Below are 14,384 nucleotides of genomic sequence, written 5' to 3'. Positions count from 1 at the left end.
GGTGCGCACCTTGGCTTTCCAGATGCCGGACCGAGGCGGAGGCCCCTCCGGGCCACGGATGAGAGTCGGCCGCCCGTCCCGGCGCGCCCGGACTCTTCTGATGACGTTGGGCGTCCTGGCCGTCCTCGCCATGGCGTTCATCATGTTCGCCGGCTTCTGGACGGACTGGCTCTGGTTCCGCTCCGTCGATTACTCCACCGTCTTCACGACCACCCTGTGGACCAAGGTCGGCCTCTTCGCCGTCTTCGGCCTGCTCATGGCCGGTGCCGTCGGGCTGAACATCTGGCTCGCCCACCGGCTGCGCCCGCCGCTCAGCGCGATGTCGATGGAGCAGCAGAGCCTCGACCGCTACCGGATGAGCGTCGCGCCCTACCGCATGTGGCTGCTCCTGGGCGTCTCCGCGCTCGTCGGACTCATCGCGGGCGCCTCGGCGGCCGGCCAGTGGAAGACCTGGCTGATGTACGTGAACGGGGTGCCCTTCGGAACGAAGGACCCCCAGTTCAACCTGGACGTGTCCTTCTACACCTTCGACCTGCCCTGGTACCGCTTCCTGCTCGGCTTCGGCTTCGCCGCCGTCGTGCTCTCGGTGATCGCCGCGGCCGTCGTGCACTACCTCTACGGGGGCCTGCGCGTCACGAGCCCCGGTGCGCGGGCCACCGCGGCGGCGACCGGCCACCTGTCGGTGCTGCTCGGACTCTTCGTCACGCTCAAGGCGGTCGCGTACTGGCTCGACCGGTACGGCCTCGCCGTGAAGTCCAGCGACTTCAAGGCGGCGGACAACTGGACCGGCCTGCGCTACGTCGACGCCAACGCCTACCTGCCGGCCAAGACGATCCTCGTCGCCATCGCCGCGATCTGCGCGGTGCTCTTCTTCGCGACGCTGTGGCGCCGTACCTGGCAGCTGCCGGTCATCGGCTTCGGCCTGATGGTGCTCTCGGCGATCCTGATCGGCGGGCTGTATCCGGCGATCGTGCAGAAGTTCCAGGTCCAGCCGAACGAGCAGGCCAAGGAATCTCCGTACGTCGAGAAGAACATCAAGGCGACGCGCGACGCCTACGGGGTCGCCGGCGCGTCCGTCACGGACTACGCCGGCCTGCCGGACCCCAAGGCGGACAAGAAGGTGCTCCGCCAGGAGGCCAACACCACGGCCAGCATCCGCCTCCTCGACCCGAACATCGTCTCCCCGGCGTTCCAGCAGCTGCAGCAGAACAAGGGCTACTACGGTTTCCCGGCCACGCTGGCGGTCGACCGGTACAAGGGCCAGGACACGGTCATCGGGCTGCGTGAGCTCAACCTCGCGGGCATCCCGAAGAACAACTGGATCAATGACCACTTCCGTTACACCCACGGGTACGGGGTCGTCGCGGCCAAGGGCACCGAGGTCGCTCCGGGCGGCCAGCCCGTCTTCACCGAGTCGGGCCTTCCGGCCAAGGGCGACCTCGGGACGTACGAGCAGCGGATCTACTACGGCGAGGAGACCAAGCAGTACTCCATCGTCGGGGGACCGCAGAAGGAACTCGACTACGCCGACGACACGGGCGAGAAGGAGACCACCTACAAGGGCGACAGCGGGGTGAGCCTGGGCAACCCGGTCAACCGCGCCGCGTACGCCCTGGCCTTCAACGAGCCCCAGATCCTCTACTCCGGCGCCATCGGCGACGGTTCGAAGATCCTCTACCACCGCACGCCCAAGGAGCGGGTCGAAGCGGTCGCCCCGTGGCTGACGATCGACGGAGCCGTGTACCCCGCGGTGATCGACGGCCGTGTCCAGTGGATCGTGGACGCCTACACCACCACCAACGGCTACCCCTACGCGTCGCGCACCAGGCTCGGGGACAGCACGGCGGACTCACTGACCAACTCCCAGCGCGCGGTCGTCGCCCAGGAGAACCAGGTCAACTACATCCGCAACTCGGTGAAGGCCACGGTCGACGCCTACGACGGCACCGTGAAGCTGTACCAGTGGGACAGCAAGGACCCGGTCCTGAAGACCTGGATGAAGGCGTTCCCGGGGACGGTCAAGTCCAAGCAGGAGATCTCGCCGGCCCTGATGGAGCACCTGCGCTACCCGCAGGACCTCTTCAAGGTCCAGCGCGAGCTGCTGACCCGCTACCACGTCACCGACCCGCAGACCTTCCTCAGCGGCAGCGAGGTCTGGGCGGTGCCGGACGACCCGACCACCAAGGAGGGTACGGCCGTTCCGCCGTACTACCTCTCCATGAAGATGCCGGGTCAGAAGGATCCGAACCAGGCCTTCTCGCTCACCACCACGCTCACGCCGAACGGCCGGGACAACCTGAGCGCCTTCATGGCGGTCAACGCCGATCCCACCACGGCCGAGTACGGCAAGATCCAGCTGCTGAAGCTGCCCACCCAGAACCCGGTGGACGGCCCCAAGCTGGTCCAGGCGAGATTCAACTCCAAGCCGGAGATCGCCCAGGAGATCAACATCCTGAGCCGGGGCGACTCCCAGGTGGAGTACGGCAACCTGCTCACGGTCCCGCTCGACAAGGGCATGCTCTACGTCGAGCCGGTCTACGTGCGCGGTGGCGGCCTCAAGTACCCGCTGCTGAAGAAGGTCCTGGTGACCTACGGGGACCAGACCGCCTTCGAGGACACGCTGGAGAAGGCGCTGAACGTGGTGTTCGGGGCCGAGTCCGCGACCACGCCCCCCACCGAGCCGACCGTCCCGCCGGGCGACGGCACCACCACGCCGCCGGGCAGCCAGGACCCGACGGTCAAGGCGGCGCTCACCGACGCGCAGAAGGCCGTGGACGAGGCCGACAAGGCGATGAAGGCCGGTGACTGGACGGCGTACGGCAAGGCCCAGAGCGATCTGCAGGCGGCGCTGAAGCGGGCGGTCGACGCGGAGGCGAAGCTGAAGGAACCCGCGGCCGGGTCCTAGTGCGGCCCTTGAGGCAGTGGTAAATGCTCCGTCCCGCGTCGTGATACTGTGGTTTCACCGACGCGGGGTGGAGCAGCTCGGTAGCTCGCTGGGCTCATAACCCAGAGGTCGCAGGTTCAAATCCTGTCCCCGCTACTGAAGACGAAGGCCCGGATCCGATGGATCCGGGCCTTCGTCATGCCCGGGGTGGATGCATGGCGGACACCTGGGGACACGGGGTCGCTGGAGTGGGTGAGTTGGGGCGTGGTCGTGTTTGACTTGTCTCTCTGTGGGCATGTCGACAAAACGCTGTAGTGACCTCACTGGCTGCGACATACCAGGTGTACGCGGGTAGCAGGTGATGCGACGATGGGATTTATGGGGGACAGGTCAACTCTGCTGGAGACAGGGCGGTTTGTGAGGGCGGAGGCCGAATCGGGAACGCAGGCCGATGGGGCGGCTCAGGCTGTTGACGCGCGGAACGCGATGACCCCGCACACCGCGCGGAGTGCCGCGCCCTCGACGGCCCCGGACGACGACTTCTTCGACGACGAGGCCTTCACGCTGACCGATTCGGCCAGCGACGCGGAACTGGAGGCCCGTCACCGGGTCGCCGCCGACAAGGGGGACCCGGGCGCGATGAGCGTGCTCGGGGCGCTCCTGCTGCGCCGCGGCGACCTGACCGGAGCCGAGCCGTACCTGCGCGGGGCGACCGCGGAGGGCGACCGCGCGGCCGCCAACAACCTCGGCGTCCTGCTGCACCAGCGCGGATACCCGGACGAGGCCGCCGGCTGGTGGCGCGTCGCCGCCGTGGCCGGATCGGCTCCGGCCGCGCACGCGCTGGGCCGTCACTACCGCGAGCGGGGCGACGAGCCCGCCGCCGAGTACTGGATGCGGCAGGCGGCGGAATCCGGCCACGCGCTCGGTGCGTACGGGCTCGCGGACCTGCTGGAGCACCGCGGGGACAAGGGTGTCGAGCGGTGGTTCCGGGCCGCGGCGGAGCAGGGGCACCGCGAGGCCGCCTACCGGCTGGCCCGGCACCTGAGGAAGGGCGACCCGGTCGAGGCCGAGCAGTGGTACCGGCAGGCCGCCGCGCGCGGCCACCGGCGCGCCGGGCTGCACCTGGGCGCACTGCTCGAGGCCCGCGGCGAGCTCAAGGAGGCCGGGCGCTGGTACCTGACCTCCGCCAAGCAGGGCGAGCCGCGGGCGGCGTGCGCGCTCGGCTTCCTGCTGCGCGACGCAGGCGACGAGGAGAACGCGGCGACCTGGTGGCTGCGCGCCGCGCAGGACGGCGACGGCAACGCGGCCAACGCCCTGGGGGCGCTGCACGCCGCGCGCGGCGAGACCCAGACGGCGGAGAAGTGGTACCGGGCCGCGATGGACGCGGGCGACCAGAACGGGGCGTACAACCTCGCCCTGCTGTGCGTCGCGCAGGATCGGACCGCCCAGGCCGAGCAGTGGTACCGGCGCGCGGCCTACGCGGGACACCGCGAGGCGGCCAACGCGCTGGCCATCCTGCTGCTCCAGGTCGGGGACGCGGCGGGGGCGGAGCCGTGGTTCTCCAAGGCGGCGGAGGCGGGGAGCGTGGACGCCGCCTTCAACCTCGGGATCCTGTTCGCCAGCCGGGACGAGGACCGGACGGCGCTGAAGTGGTACGAGCGGGCGGCGTCGGCGGGACACACCGACGCGGCGCTGCAGGTCGGCATCGCGCTGGTCCGCGACGGCGAGGAGCGGGCCGCGGAGCGGCACCTGCGCTGCGCGGCCGGCGGCGGGAGCGCGGAGGCCGCCTTCCGGCTGGCCTCGCTGCTGGAGTCGCTGGCCCCGCCGCCGGAGCCGGTGGCGCTGGGCGAGCCGGTCGGCGGAGCCGCGCGGACCGAGAGCGAGGAGTGGTACGAGCGGGCGGCGGAGCTGGGACACCGGCGGGCGCAGGTCCGGGTCGGCATGCTGGCCGCCGCCCGGGGCGAGCTCGCGCTCGCGGCGCGGTGGTACCGGGAGGCGGCGGAAGCCGGCTCGCGCAACGGGGCGTTCAACCTGGGGCTGCTCCTGGCGCGCGAGGGCAACGAGCCGGAGGCGGCGCTGTGGTGGACCCGGGCGGCGGTGGCCGGGCACGGGCGGGCGGCGCTGCGGCTCGGCCTGCTCGCGGCCCGGCAGGGGGATCTGGCCGAAGGGCAGAAGTGGTGCGTGCGGGCCATGGAGCTGGGCCCGGCGGAAGTCTCCGAGCGGGCCGGCCGGCTGCGCGAGGCACTGGCCGAGGAACTGTCCGCGTAGGGGCGTTAACCGATTTGCATCTGCTCGGGCGGCTCGCGTACAGTCGGGTCTACCGACGCGGGGTGGAGCAGCTCGGTAGCTCGCTGGGCTCATAACCCAGAGGTCGCAGGTTCAAATCCTGTCCCCGCTACTGAAGGCTCGAAGGCCCGGATCCACTGGATCCGGGCCTTCAGTCGTTCTCGACCGCAAGGGTGCACACGAGGAGGGGCCCGGGAGCGATGCTCCCGGGCCCCTCCTCGTCGCGGTGCGGTGCGGTTCGGCGCGGTGCGGTCCGGCGTCGGCGCGGTGGGGCCGTCAGGCTCCCGCGCAGTTCGGGCACACCCCGCGGTAGGTCACCTCGACCGCCGACACGACGAAGCCGAAGCGCTCGGAGTCCGGCAGGTCGGCCAGCGGGTTGCCCGCCGGGTGGACGTCGCGGATCGCCCCGCACCGGGCGCACACCAGGTGCTGGTGGGGGCGGTGGGCGTTCGGGTCGTACCGCTTGGCGCGCCGGTGGTCCGCGGAGACCTCCATGACCTCGCCGAGCGTGACGAGCTCGCCCAGGGTGTTGTAGACGGTGGCGCGCGAGATCTCCGGCAGCTTCGCCACCGCGCGCGCGTGCACCTCGTCGGCCGTCAGGTGAACGTGGTCACCGTCGAGCACCTCGGCCACGACGCGCCGCTGTGCGGTCATGCGCCATCCGCGTCCGCGAAGTCGTTCCAGCAGGTCACTCATGGACGCCAGCCTAACAGTGAGGGGTCCGGTGCAACTCCCGACCCGGTGTTGTCTTGGATGTTTACTTGACTTAGACAAAGTCCATCGTAGGATCGGTTACGGTAGTGCACAGGACAGGAATTTGCAGCAAATTACGCAGGAGGCGCACGTGACGCAGGGACCGCTCACCACGGAGGCCGGAGCTCCGGTCGCCGACAACCAGAACAGCGAGACCGCCGGTCTCGGCGGCCCCGTCCTGGTCCAGGACCAGCTGCTCCTCGAGAAGCTCGCGCACTTCAACCGCGAGCGCATCCCGGAGCGCGTGGTGCACGCCCGTGGCGCCGGCGCCTACGGCACCTTCACGCTCACGCGTGACGTCTCGCAGTGGACCCGTGCGAAGTTCCTGTCCGAGGTCGGCAAGGAGACCGAGACCTTCCTGCGCTTCTCCACCGTCGCGGGCAACCTGGGCAGCGCCGACGCGGTGCGCGACCCCCGCGGCTGGGCGCTGAAGTTCTACACCGAAGAGGGCAACTACGACCTCGTCGGCAACAACACCCCGGTGTTCTTCATCAAGGACGCCATCAAGTTCCCGGACTTCATCCACACCCAGAAGCGCGACCCGTACACGGGCTCGCAGGAGGCGGACAACGTCTGGGACTTCTGGGGTCTGTCGCCCGAGTCCACCCACCAGGTGACCTGGCTGTTCGGTGACCGCGGCATCCCGGCGTCCTACCGCCACATGAACGGCTTCGGCTCGCACACGTTCCAGTGGAACAACGAGGCCGGCGAGGTCTTCTGGGTCAAGTACCACTTCAAGACCGACCAGGGCATCAAGAACCTCACCCAGGCCGAGGCCAACCGGCTCGCCGGCGAGGACCCCGACTCCCACCAGCGCGACCTGCGCGAGTCGATCGAGCGCGGTGACTTCCCGTCCTGGACCGTGCAGGTCCAGATCATGCCGGCGGCCGAGGCGGCCGGATACCGCTTCAACCCGTTCGACCTCACCAAGGTGTGGCCGCACGCGGACTACCCGCTGATCGAGATCGGCAAGCTGGAGCTCAACCGCAACCCGGAGAACGTCTTCGCCGAGGTCGAGCAGTCGATCTTCTCCCCGGCGCACTTCGTCCCCGGCATCGGTCCCTCCCCGGACAAGATGCTCCAGGGCCGTCTCTTCGGCTACGGAGACGCCCACCGCTACCGCGTCGGGATCAACGCCGACCACCTGCCGGTGAACCGTCCGCACGCCACGGAGGCGCGGACCCACTCCCGTGACGGCCACCTGTACGACGGCCGGCACAAGGGCGCGAAGAACTACGAGCCGAACAGCTTCGGCGGTCCGCACCAGACGGACCGTCCGCTGTGGGTCTCCACCTCGGTGACCGGCGGCACGGGCAACCACGCCGCTCCGGTGCACAGCGAGGACAACGACTTCGTCCAGGCGGGCAACCTCTACCGCCTGTACTCGGAGGACGAGAAGGTCCGTCTGATCGAGAACCTCTCCGGCTTCATCGCCAAGGTCTCGCGTGACGACATCGTCGAACGCGCGATCGACAACTTCCGCCAGGCGGACGGTGACTTCGGCAAGCGTCTGGAGGCCGCGGTCCAGGCCCTTCGCGGCTGATCGACGGCTTGCCGTAGCAGGCCGGCGGGCCGGTGCTCCCGAAAGGGGGGCGCCGGCCCGCCGGCCGTTTTCCGGCTCCCGCGCGGTTACGCGGCCACGCGGCTGCGGCGGGCCGGTGCCCAGAGGCGGATGACGTCGCGCACGGACACGATGCCCACGGGACCGCCGTGCTCCAGCACGATCAGATGCCGGAAGCCGCCGTGGGCCATGGCCTCCGCGGCTTCCTGCACGGTGGCGTCCGGGGTGCAGAACACCACGTTGTTGGTGGTGTGCGCGCCCACGGACTCCCGGTCGGGATCGTGGCCCGCGCCGAGCGAGTTGAGGATGTCGCGCTCGGTCAGAATGCCGATGCCGCTGTGCTCGGGATCGAGGACGACCGCCGCGCCGACGCGGCGTCCGGACATCAGGCAGGCCGCCTGACGGAGGGTGTGAGTGGGGCCGAGGGTGAGGATCACGGTGCTCATGGCGTCACGGACGAGCATGAAGGGAGCCACCTCCTGGTGAGTCCCCCCGCTGGGGTGGGTGCGCCGGAAGTCCGCACTGAGTGAAGGACTTCACAAGCGCACAAGCGGGGGAGTCCCAGATTCCCACGGTCACGCGGGGTCAGCAAGGAGGCGCGTGGGGGGAGCGCGCCGCGGCGCGAGGTCAGGCGCGGGGGCGCAGCAGGCCGAGCATCTCCTCGTGCAGCAGACCGTTGGAAGCCGCCGCGTTCCCGCCGTGCACGCCGTCCGCCCCGTCCAGGGAGGTGAAACGGCCGCCGGCCTCCTCGACCACGACCGCCAGGGCGGCCATGTCCCACAGGTTCAGCTCCGGCTCGGCGCACAGGTCGAGCGAGCCCTCGGCGACCATCATGTACGGCCAGAAGTCGCCGTAGCCCCGCGTGCGCCAGCACGCGCGCGTCAAGTCCAGGAAGCCGGGCAGCCGTCCCTGTTCCTCCCAGCCGCCGAGCGAGGAGTAGGCGAAGGAGGCGTCGCCCAGCGTGGCGACCGCCGAGACGCCGAGCCGCGTGGTCCCGCCGAGCGCGCCGCCCGCGTACGCGCCCTGGCCGCGGGCCGCCCACCAGCGGCGGCCCAGGGCCGGCGCGGACACCACGCCGACGACGGGCCGGAACTCCCCGTCGGGGTCCGAGGGGTCGGCCTCCATCAGGGAGATGAGCGTGGCCCAGACCGGGACGCCCCGCACGTAGTTCTTCGTACCGTCGATCGGGTCCACGACCCAGCGGCGCGGGCCGTCGCCCTTGAGGCCGTACTCCTCGCCCAGGATCGCGTCGGCGGGCCGCGCGGCCGCGATCCCGGCCCGGATGACCTCCTCGGTGGCGGTGTCGGCCTCGCTCACCGGGGTCATGTCGGGCTTCGTCTCGACCTTGAGGTCGAGGGCGCGGAAGCGCTCCATCGTGGCGGCGTCCGCCGCGTCGGCGAGTTCGAGGGCAAGGCGCAGGTCATCGTCATACTCGGGCATGGCCGAACAGTACCGAGACGGCCGGAGCCCGGCGAGCCGCGTCCACGGCGGCGGCCGCCGGGGGAGCGCGCCGCGGCAGTTCACCGCAACATCCCGAGTGCGCCGGGCTCGGGGGACGGGAACCCTTGACAGGACCTGTCGGTCCGTCAACTCTGACGGAGACGTCTAAGGGGGAGGCAATGGTGCCGACAGCCCGGGAGTCCTTGCTCGAAGCGGCCGGAGCGGCGCTCTCGGCGCGTCCTTGGCCGGCCGTGCGGATGGTGGACGTCGCGGCGTCGGCCGGGGTGTCGCGCCAGACCCTCTACAACGAGTTCGCCGGCAAGACGGGACTGGGCCACGCCCTGGTCCGCCGCGACGCCGCCTGGTACCTCGACGGCGTGGAGCGGGCCCTGCTGTCCCCGGGCGGCCGCGCCGAACGCCTGGTGGCGGTCGCCGAGTGGACCGTGCGGGCCTCGCAGACCCGCCCCCTGGTACGGGCCCTGCTGACGGGGTGCTGGAACGGGAACTTACCCGTGCCGGCCGGCCGGGGGGTCCGGCCGGGGCTGCCGGCCCTCGGTCCCGGGGAGCTGGTCCGCTCCGTGCGTGAACGGGCGAGCGCCGCCTTCGCGCCGGCGCAGGGCAGGGCGCGGGAGCAGGGCCGGGAGCACGGCCGGGAGTCGGGCCGGGAGCACGGCCGCGAGTCGGGCCGGGAACAGGAGCAGTGGGCGCAGCGCTGCGAACTCGCCGTGCGCCTCGCGATGTCCTATCTGCTCGCACCCGCCGAAGTGCCGGGACGGCCCGGCTCCGCCGAACTGCTGCGGCTGTTCAATGGGCCGAACCCGAAAGCTGAAGGCCGATGACGCCGAGGATGACCAGCGAGATCGAGACGAGCTTGAGGGTGGAGACCAGGTCGCCGAGGAAGATCATTCCGTAGATCGCGGTCCCGGCGGCCCCGATGCCCGTCCACACCGCGTAGGCCGGGCCCACGTCCAGCTTCTTCAGGGCCAGCGTCAGCAGACCGAAGCTGCCGAGCGCGAAGCACGCGAAGGCCACGGTCGGCCACAGCCGGGTGAAGCCGTGCGACAGCTTGAGGCAGACCGCGAAGCCCGTTTCCAGGAATCCGGCGACCACGACCAACAGCCACGCCATGGCGTATGCCTCCCCGCGTCGCGTGGCGCGCTCTTGGCCACAGCCGTCGCGCCACTTGGTGCGACTATGCATTTACCAGACACCGTGCGCGGCAAACCACTCCGGCGCGGGCCGGGCGCGCCGGTCAGTCGCCCTCGCGCCGCTCCCGCGTCTGCAGCAGCCGGCGCAGCGAGTACAGCCGCGCGGGGTCCGCGTGGCCGTCCTCCACCCACTTGTCGAGCGCGCAGTCCTGCTCGTCGTGGCTGCACGCGCGCGGACACCCCTCCGTCCCCGGCACCAGCTCGGGGAAGGCCAGGATCACCCGGGACGGGTCCACGTGGTGCAGGCCGAAGGAGCGCACGCCCGGGGTGTCGATGACCCAGCCGTCCGCGCCCGGCAGCGGCAGCGCGAGCGCCGAGGTGGTGGTGTGCCGTCCCCGGCCGGTCACCGCGTTGACCACTCCGGTGGCGCGCTGGCGGCCCTCGGCGACCAGCGAGTTCACCAGCGTGGTCTTGCCGACGCCCGAATGGCCGACGAAAGCGGTGATCCGGCCGTTGAGGTGCTCGCGCACCCGGTCGGCGGCGTCGCCCGTGGCCAGTTCGTCGCGGTTGGTGACCACGTAGTTCAGGCCGAAGGTCGAGTAGATCTCCAGGATCTTGTCCGCGGAGGTCAGGTCGGACTTCGTCAGCACCAGCAGCGGCTCCAGACCGGCGTCGTACGCGGCCACCAGGCAGCGGTCGATCATCCGGGGCCGCGGCTCCGGGTCGGCCAGCGCCGTCACGATGGCCAGCTGGTCGGCGTTGGCGACGACCACGCGTTCGTACGGGTCGTCGTCGTCGGCCGTGCGCCGCAGGACGGACTTGCGCTCCTCGATCCGCACGATGCGGGCCAGGGTGTCCTTCTTGCCCGTCAGGTCGCCGACGATCCAGACCCGGTCACCGACCACCGCCGCCTTGCGGCCCAGCTCGCGGGCCTTCATGGCGTGCACCGCGCGGTCCTCGACCAGGCAGGTGAGCCGGCCCCGGTCGACGGTCAGGACGAAGCCCTCGGCCGCGTCCTCGTGCTTGGGCCGGATGGTCGTCCGCGGCCGGTTGCCCTTGGGGTTGGGCCGCTGGCGGATGTCGTCCTCGTCGGTGTTCTTGCCGTACCTGCGCATGGCGGGCCCTACGCTCCCACGCCCGCCGACGGCGATTTCGCGAGCATGTCCGTCCACATCTTCGGGAAGTCCGGAAGGGTCTTCGCGGTCGTCGCCACGTTCTCGATGAGCACACCGTCCACGGCCAGGCCGATCACGGCGCCGGCGGTGGCCATCCGGTGGTCGTCGTACGTGTGGAAGGTGCCGCCGTGCAGCGGGCGCGGCCGGATCCGCAGACCGTCCTCGGTCTCCGTCACGTCGCCGCCCAGCCCGTTGATCTCCTTCGTGAGCGCCGCCAGCCGGTCCGTCTCGTGCAGGCGCAGGTGCCGTACGCCGCGCAGCACCGATTCCGAGTCGGCCAGGGCCGCGACCGCCGCGATGCCCGGGGTCAGCTCGCCGACCTCGCCCAGGTCCACGTCGATGCCGTGGATCTTGCCGGAGCCGGTGAAGACCAGGCCCGCGTCGGTCAGCTCGCAGGAGCCGCCCATCTCGGTGAAGATCCGGCGCAGCGCGTCACCGGGCTGCGTGGTGCGGCGCGGCCAGTCCCGGACGGTGACCGTGCCGCCCGTGATCAGGGCCGCCGCCAGGAAGGGCTGGGCGTTGGACAGGTCGGGCTCGACGATCAGGTCGCGGCCGAGCAGGGCGCCGGGGGCGACCCGCCAGACGTCCTTCTCGCCGCCGGCCTCGGGGGTGTCGACCTGGGCGCCCGCCGCGCGCAGCATCTCCACGGTCATCCGGATGTGCGGCAGGGAGGGCAGGTGGTCGCCCACGTGCCGGACCTCGACGCCCTGGTTGAAGCGCGGGGCGGAGAGCAGCAGCGCGGAGACGAACTGCGAGGAGTTGCTCGCGTCGATCTCGACCGTCCCGCCCTCCAGCGCCCCGCCGCCCTGGACGGTCAGCGGCAGCGCGCCGCGGCCGTCGTCGTCGATACGGGCGCCGAGCGTGCGCAGCGCGCTGATGACCTGGCCGAGGGGGCGCTCGTAGGAGCGCGGGTCGCCGTCGAAGCGGATGTCGCCGGAGGCGAGGGTGGCGACGGGCGGCAGGAAGCGCATGACCGTGCCCGCGTTGCCGACGTCGACCGTGGCCGGGCCGTGCAGGGCCGCCGGGATGACCCGCCAGGCCTCGCCGCTGTCGCCCTCGCCGGCGGAGCTGGAGGAGACCGTCTCCTCGATGCCCACGCCCAGCGCGCGCAGCGCGTCGGACATCAGCTGGGAGTCGCGCGAGCGCAGCGGGCGGCGCACCCAGCCCGGCTCGGCGGCGAGCGACGCGAGCACGAGGGCGCGGTTGGTGACCGACTTCGACCCGGGCACGGTGACGGTGGCGTGGACGGTGCCGTCGGCGATCGGGGCGGGCCAGAGGGCGTGGAGCGCGGAGGTCTCGGTCATGCCCCCACTTTAGTGGCTTCCCCCGGCCGCAGATCTTGATCGCGGCCCCGTCTCGGGGGTCGGACGGACCGGGAGCGGTCAGAGCGCCAGCAGCCAGCGCCCGCCGCCGATGAGCGAACACAGCGCGACCACGTGGAAGAGCAGCAGCCACACCACCGGGTGCAGATGGGTGAGGCGTCCCAGCTGGTCCGCGTCCGAGTCCGGAGCTCCGCCGTGCCTGCGCTTCGCCCCCAGCTCGAAGACGGGCCGGACCCCGCCCAGCAGCAGGAACCACACCACGCCGTAGGCGAAGACCGCCTGTACCCCGGCCGGGGCCAGCCAGGAGACCAGGACGAAGACGGCGCCCGTCAGGACCACCGTGAGCAGCCCGTACGCGTTGCGGATCATCACCAGCATCGCCAGGAGCAGGACGGTCGCCGCCCACAGCAGCAGGGTGATCCGGTGGGCGGAGAGCAGGGCCGCGCCGCCGAGGCCGAGCAGCGAGGGAGCCGTGTACCCGGCGACCGCGGTCAGGATCATCCCGACACCGGTGGGTTTGCCCCGGCTGACGGTCACCCCGCTGGTGTCCGAGTGCAGCCGTATCCCGTCCAGGCGCCTGCCGGTCAGCAGGGCCAGCAGCCCGTGGCCGCCCTCGTGGGCGATGGTGATCGCGTTGCGCGACAGGCGCCACACGGGACGGGGGCCCACGACGGCCAGCGCCGCCAGGCCCGTCGCGATCACGAGCCACTGGTCGGGCGCCGCCTGTATGCCCGTGAGCCGGTCCCACAGGCCGGCCGTGGTGCTGCTGTCCATCGGTGGCGGACTCCTTGCGGTCGTGGTCGGATGCCATGGCAGTGTGGCAGCCATGTGCGGAAGGTATGCAGCGAGTCGTCGGCCCGAGGATCTGGTGGAGGTCTTCGGGGTGGAGCGGTGGGAGCCCGAGGAGGCGCTCGCCGCCGACTGGAACGTGGCCCCGACCAAAGAGGTCCACGTGATCCTCGACCGCCCCCTGAAAGACGCTCCGAGCCCGCGCCCGGTTCGCCAGCTGCGGGTCCTGAGATGGGGCCTCGTGCCGTCCTGGGCCCAGAACCCCGACGGCGCCGCCCGGATGATCAACGCCCGGTCCGAGACGATCGCCGAGAAGCCGTCCTTCCGGCGCCCCTTCGCGCTGCGCCGCTGCATCGTCCCGGCCGACGGCTACTACGAATGGGTCACCGCCCACGACGAGCGGCAGCTGGAGGTCGAGGGCAAGAGGAAGAGGGCCCGCAAGCAGCCTTACTTCGTCCTCCCCGGCGACGGCTCCGTCTTCGCCATGGCCGGGATATACGAGTTCTGGCGCGACCGGACCCTGCCCGACGACCACCCGCTCGCCTGGTGGGCCACCTGCTCGGTGATCACCGCGGAAGCCGAGACCGCGCCGCTCGGCGTCACCCTGGCCGAGGGCCCGCGCTCGCTCGCCGACATCCACCCCCGGATGCCGCTGATGCTCACCCCCGACCGGTGGGACGCCTGGCTGGACCCGGCACGGACCGACCCGGACGAGCTGCGCGGCCTGCTGGCGCCGCCGCCCGGCGGGCTGATGCGTGCCTACCCGGTGTCGACGGCCGTCAGCAACGTGCGCAACAACGGGCCCGAGCTGCTGGAGGAACTGGCCGGGCCCGAGGAGAGCACGCTCTTCTGACCGCGCGCCGGCCGCTCCCTGTGTCCGGCTGCTCCCTCCGTCCGGCGGGTCCATCCGGGCGGCCCCGCGTGCCCGCGGCGGCCCCTGCTCGCGGCGGCCCCTGCTTCCGCAGCTCGATCGAGTGCCTTCCGCGGCTCGCGCTCCTGCCGCGCGTGCGGTGAGCGTCCGCGCCG

Annotated in this window: 12 protein-coding genes and 2 tRNA genes; 7 read left to right on the top strand and 7 right to left on the bottom strand. The window is 71.5% G+C overall.

All coding sequences use genetic code 11. The annotated features are described in order from the left end of the window. The first annotated feature begins 1 nt into the window (after nucleotide 1). From ABZY44_RS18235 to ABZY44_RS18220, 4 genes are all read left to right on the top strand, one after another. Entirely contained in the window at nucleotides 2–2,905 is a 2,904-nt protein-coding gene (locus ABZY44_RS18235) for a UPF0182 family protein (RefSeq protein ID WP_356654902.1), read from the top strand. 61 nt (nucleotides 2,906–2,966) lie between these two features. Next, nucleotides 2,967–3,040 (top strand) — tRNA-Met (locus ABZY44_RS18230). 213 nt (nucleotides 3,041–3,253) lie between these two features. Beyond that, complete coding sequence (locus ABZY44_RS18225) at nucleotides 3,254–5,152, top strand: tetratricopeptide repeat protein (protein WP_356654900.1); 1,899 nt, start codon at nucleotides 3,254–3,256, stop codon at nucleotides 5,150–5,152. A 56-nt stretch (nucleotides 5,153–5,208) separates the two neighbouring features. After that, nucleotides 5,209–5,282, top strand: a tRNA-Met gene (locus ABZY44_RS18220). Nucleotides 5,283–5,446: 164 nt separating this feature from the next. On the opposite strand, the gene ABZY44_RS18215 is transcribed toward ABZY44_RS18220, so the two are convergent. Further along, on the bottom strand, nucleotides 5,447–5,866 hold the full coding sequence (locus tag ABZY44_RS18215) for a Fur family transcriptional regulator (protein ID WP_356654898.1): 420 nt from the start codon (nucleotides 5,864–5,866) through the stop codon (nucleotides 5,447–5,449). Nucleotides 5,867–5,996: 130 nt separating this feature from the next. Between ABZY44_RS18215 and ABZY44_RS18210 the strand changes: the two genes are divergently transcribed. After that, nucleotides 5,997–7,466, top strand: a complete 1,470-nt coding sequence (locus ABZY44_RS18210) for a catalase (protein WP_356654975.1) — start codon at nucleotides 5,997–5,999, stop codon at nucleotides 7,464–7,466. 86 nt (nucleotides 7,467–7,552) lie between these two features. On the opposite strand, the gene ABZY44_RS18205 is transcribed toward ABZY44_RS18210, so the two are convergent. Continuing rightward, a complete protein-coding gene (locus ABZY44_RS18205) occupies nucleotides 7,553–7,948 on the bottom strand; it encodes a CBS domain-containing protein (protein WP_356654896.1) in 396 nt (131 codons plus the stop codon). A 163-nt stretch (nucleotides 7,949–8,111) separates the two neighbouring features. Next, nucleotides 8,112–8,924, bottom strand: a complete 813-nt coding sequence (gene hisN / locus ABZY44_RS18200; RefSeq protein WP_356654894.1) for a histidinol-phosphatase — start codon at nucleotides 8,922–8,924, stop codon at nucleotides 8,112–8,114. Between the two features lie 179 nt (nucleotides 8,925–9,103). On the opposite strand from hisN, the gene ABZY44_RS18195 reads away from it, so the two are divergent. Then, nucleotides 9,104–9,763, top strand: coding sequence for a TetR/AcrR family transcriptional regulator (locus ABZY44_RS18195; protein ID WP_356654892.1), 660 nt, complete (start codon nucleotides 9,104–9,106; stop codon nucleotides 9,761–9,763). Here the strand turns inward: ABZY44_RS18195 and ABZY44_RS18190 are convergent. The 4 genes from ABZY44_RS18190 to ABZY44_RS18175 form a co-directional block, all read right to left on the bottom strand. Further along, entirely contained in the window at nucleotides 9,729–10,052 is a 324-nt protein-coding gene (locus ABZY44_RS18190; RefSeq protein WP_356654890.1) for a multidrug efflux SMR transporter, read from the bottom strand. The two genes, ABZY44_RS18195 and ABZY44_RS18190, sit on opposite strands and share 35 nt — an antisense overlap. Nucleotides 10,053–10,176: 124 nt before the next feature. After that, entirely contained in the window at nucleotides 10,177–11,187 is a 1,011-nt protein-coding gene (gene rsgA / locus ABZY44_RS18185) for a ribosome small subunit-dependent GTPase A (protein WP_356654888.1), read from the bottom strand. A gap of 8 nt (nucleotides 11,188–11,195) precedes the next feature. Continuing rightward, complete coding sequence (aroA, locus tag ABZY44_RS18180) at nucleotides 11,196–12,551, bottom strand: 3-phosphoshikimate 1-carboxyvinyltransferase (RefSeq protein WP_356654886.1); 1,356 nt, start codon at nucleotides 12,549–12,551, stop codon at nucleotides 11,196–11,198. A 78-nt stretch (nucleotides 12,552–12,629) separates the two neighbouring features. Beyond that, nucleotides 12,630–13,343, bottom strand: coding sequence for a M50 family metallopeptidase (locus ABZY44_RS18175; RefSeq protein ID WP_356654884.1), 714 nt, complete (start codon nucleotides 13,341–13,343; stop codon nucleotides 12,630–12,632). A gap of 52 nt (nucleotides 13,344–13,395) precedes the next feature. Here ABZY44_RS18175 and ABZY44_RS18170 point away from each other — a divergent pair, with 52 nt between their 5' ends. After that, on the top strand, nucleotides 13,396–14,211 hold the full coding sequence (locus ABZY44_RS18170) for an SOS response-associated peptidase (protein WP_356654882.1): 816 nt from the start codon (nucleotides 13,396–13,398) through the stop codon (nucleotides 14,209–14,211). Nucleotides 14,212–14,384 lie beyond the last annotated feature (173 nt).

Origin of the sequence: Streptomyces sp. NPDC006544 (genome assembly GCF_040611715.1) — a bacterium.
Classification (GTDB): Bacteria; Actinomycetota; Actinomycetes; order Streptomycetales; family Streptomycetaceae; genus Streptomyces.
The sequence above is the reverse complement of the archived record's forward strand: the minus strand, read 5'-3'. Positions and strand labels throughout refer to the sequence as shown.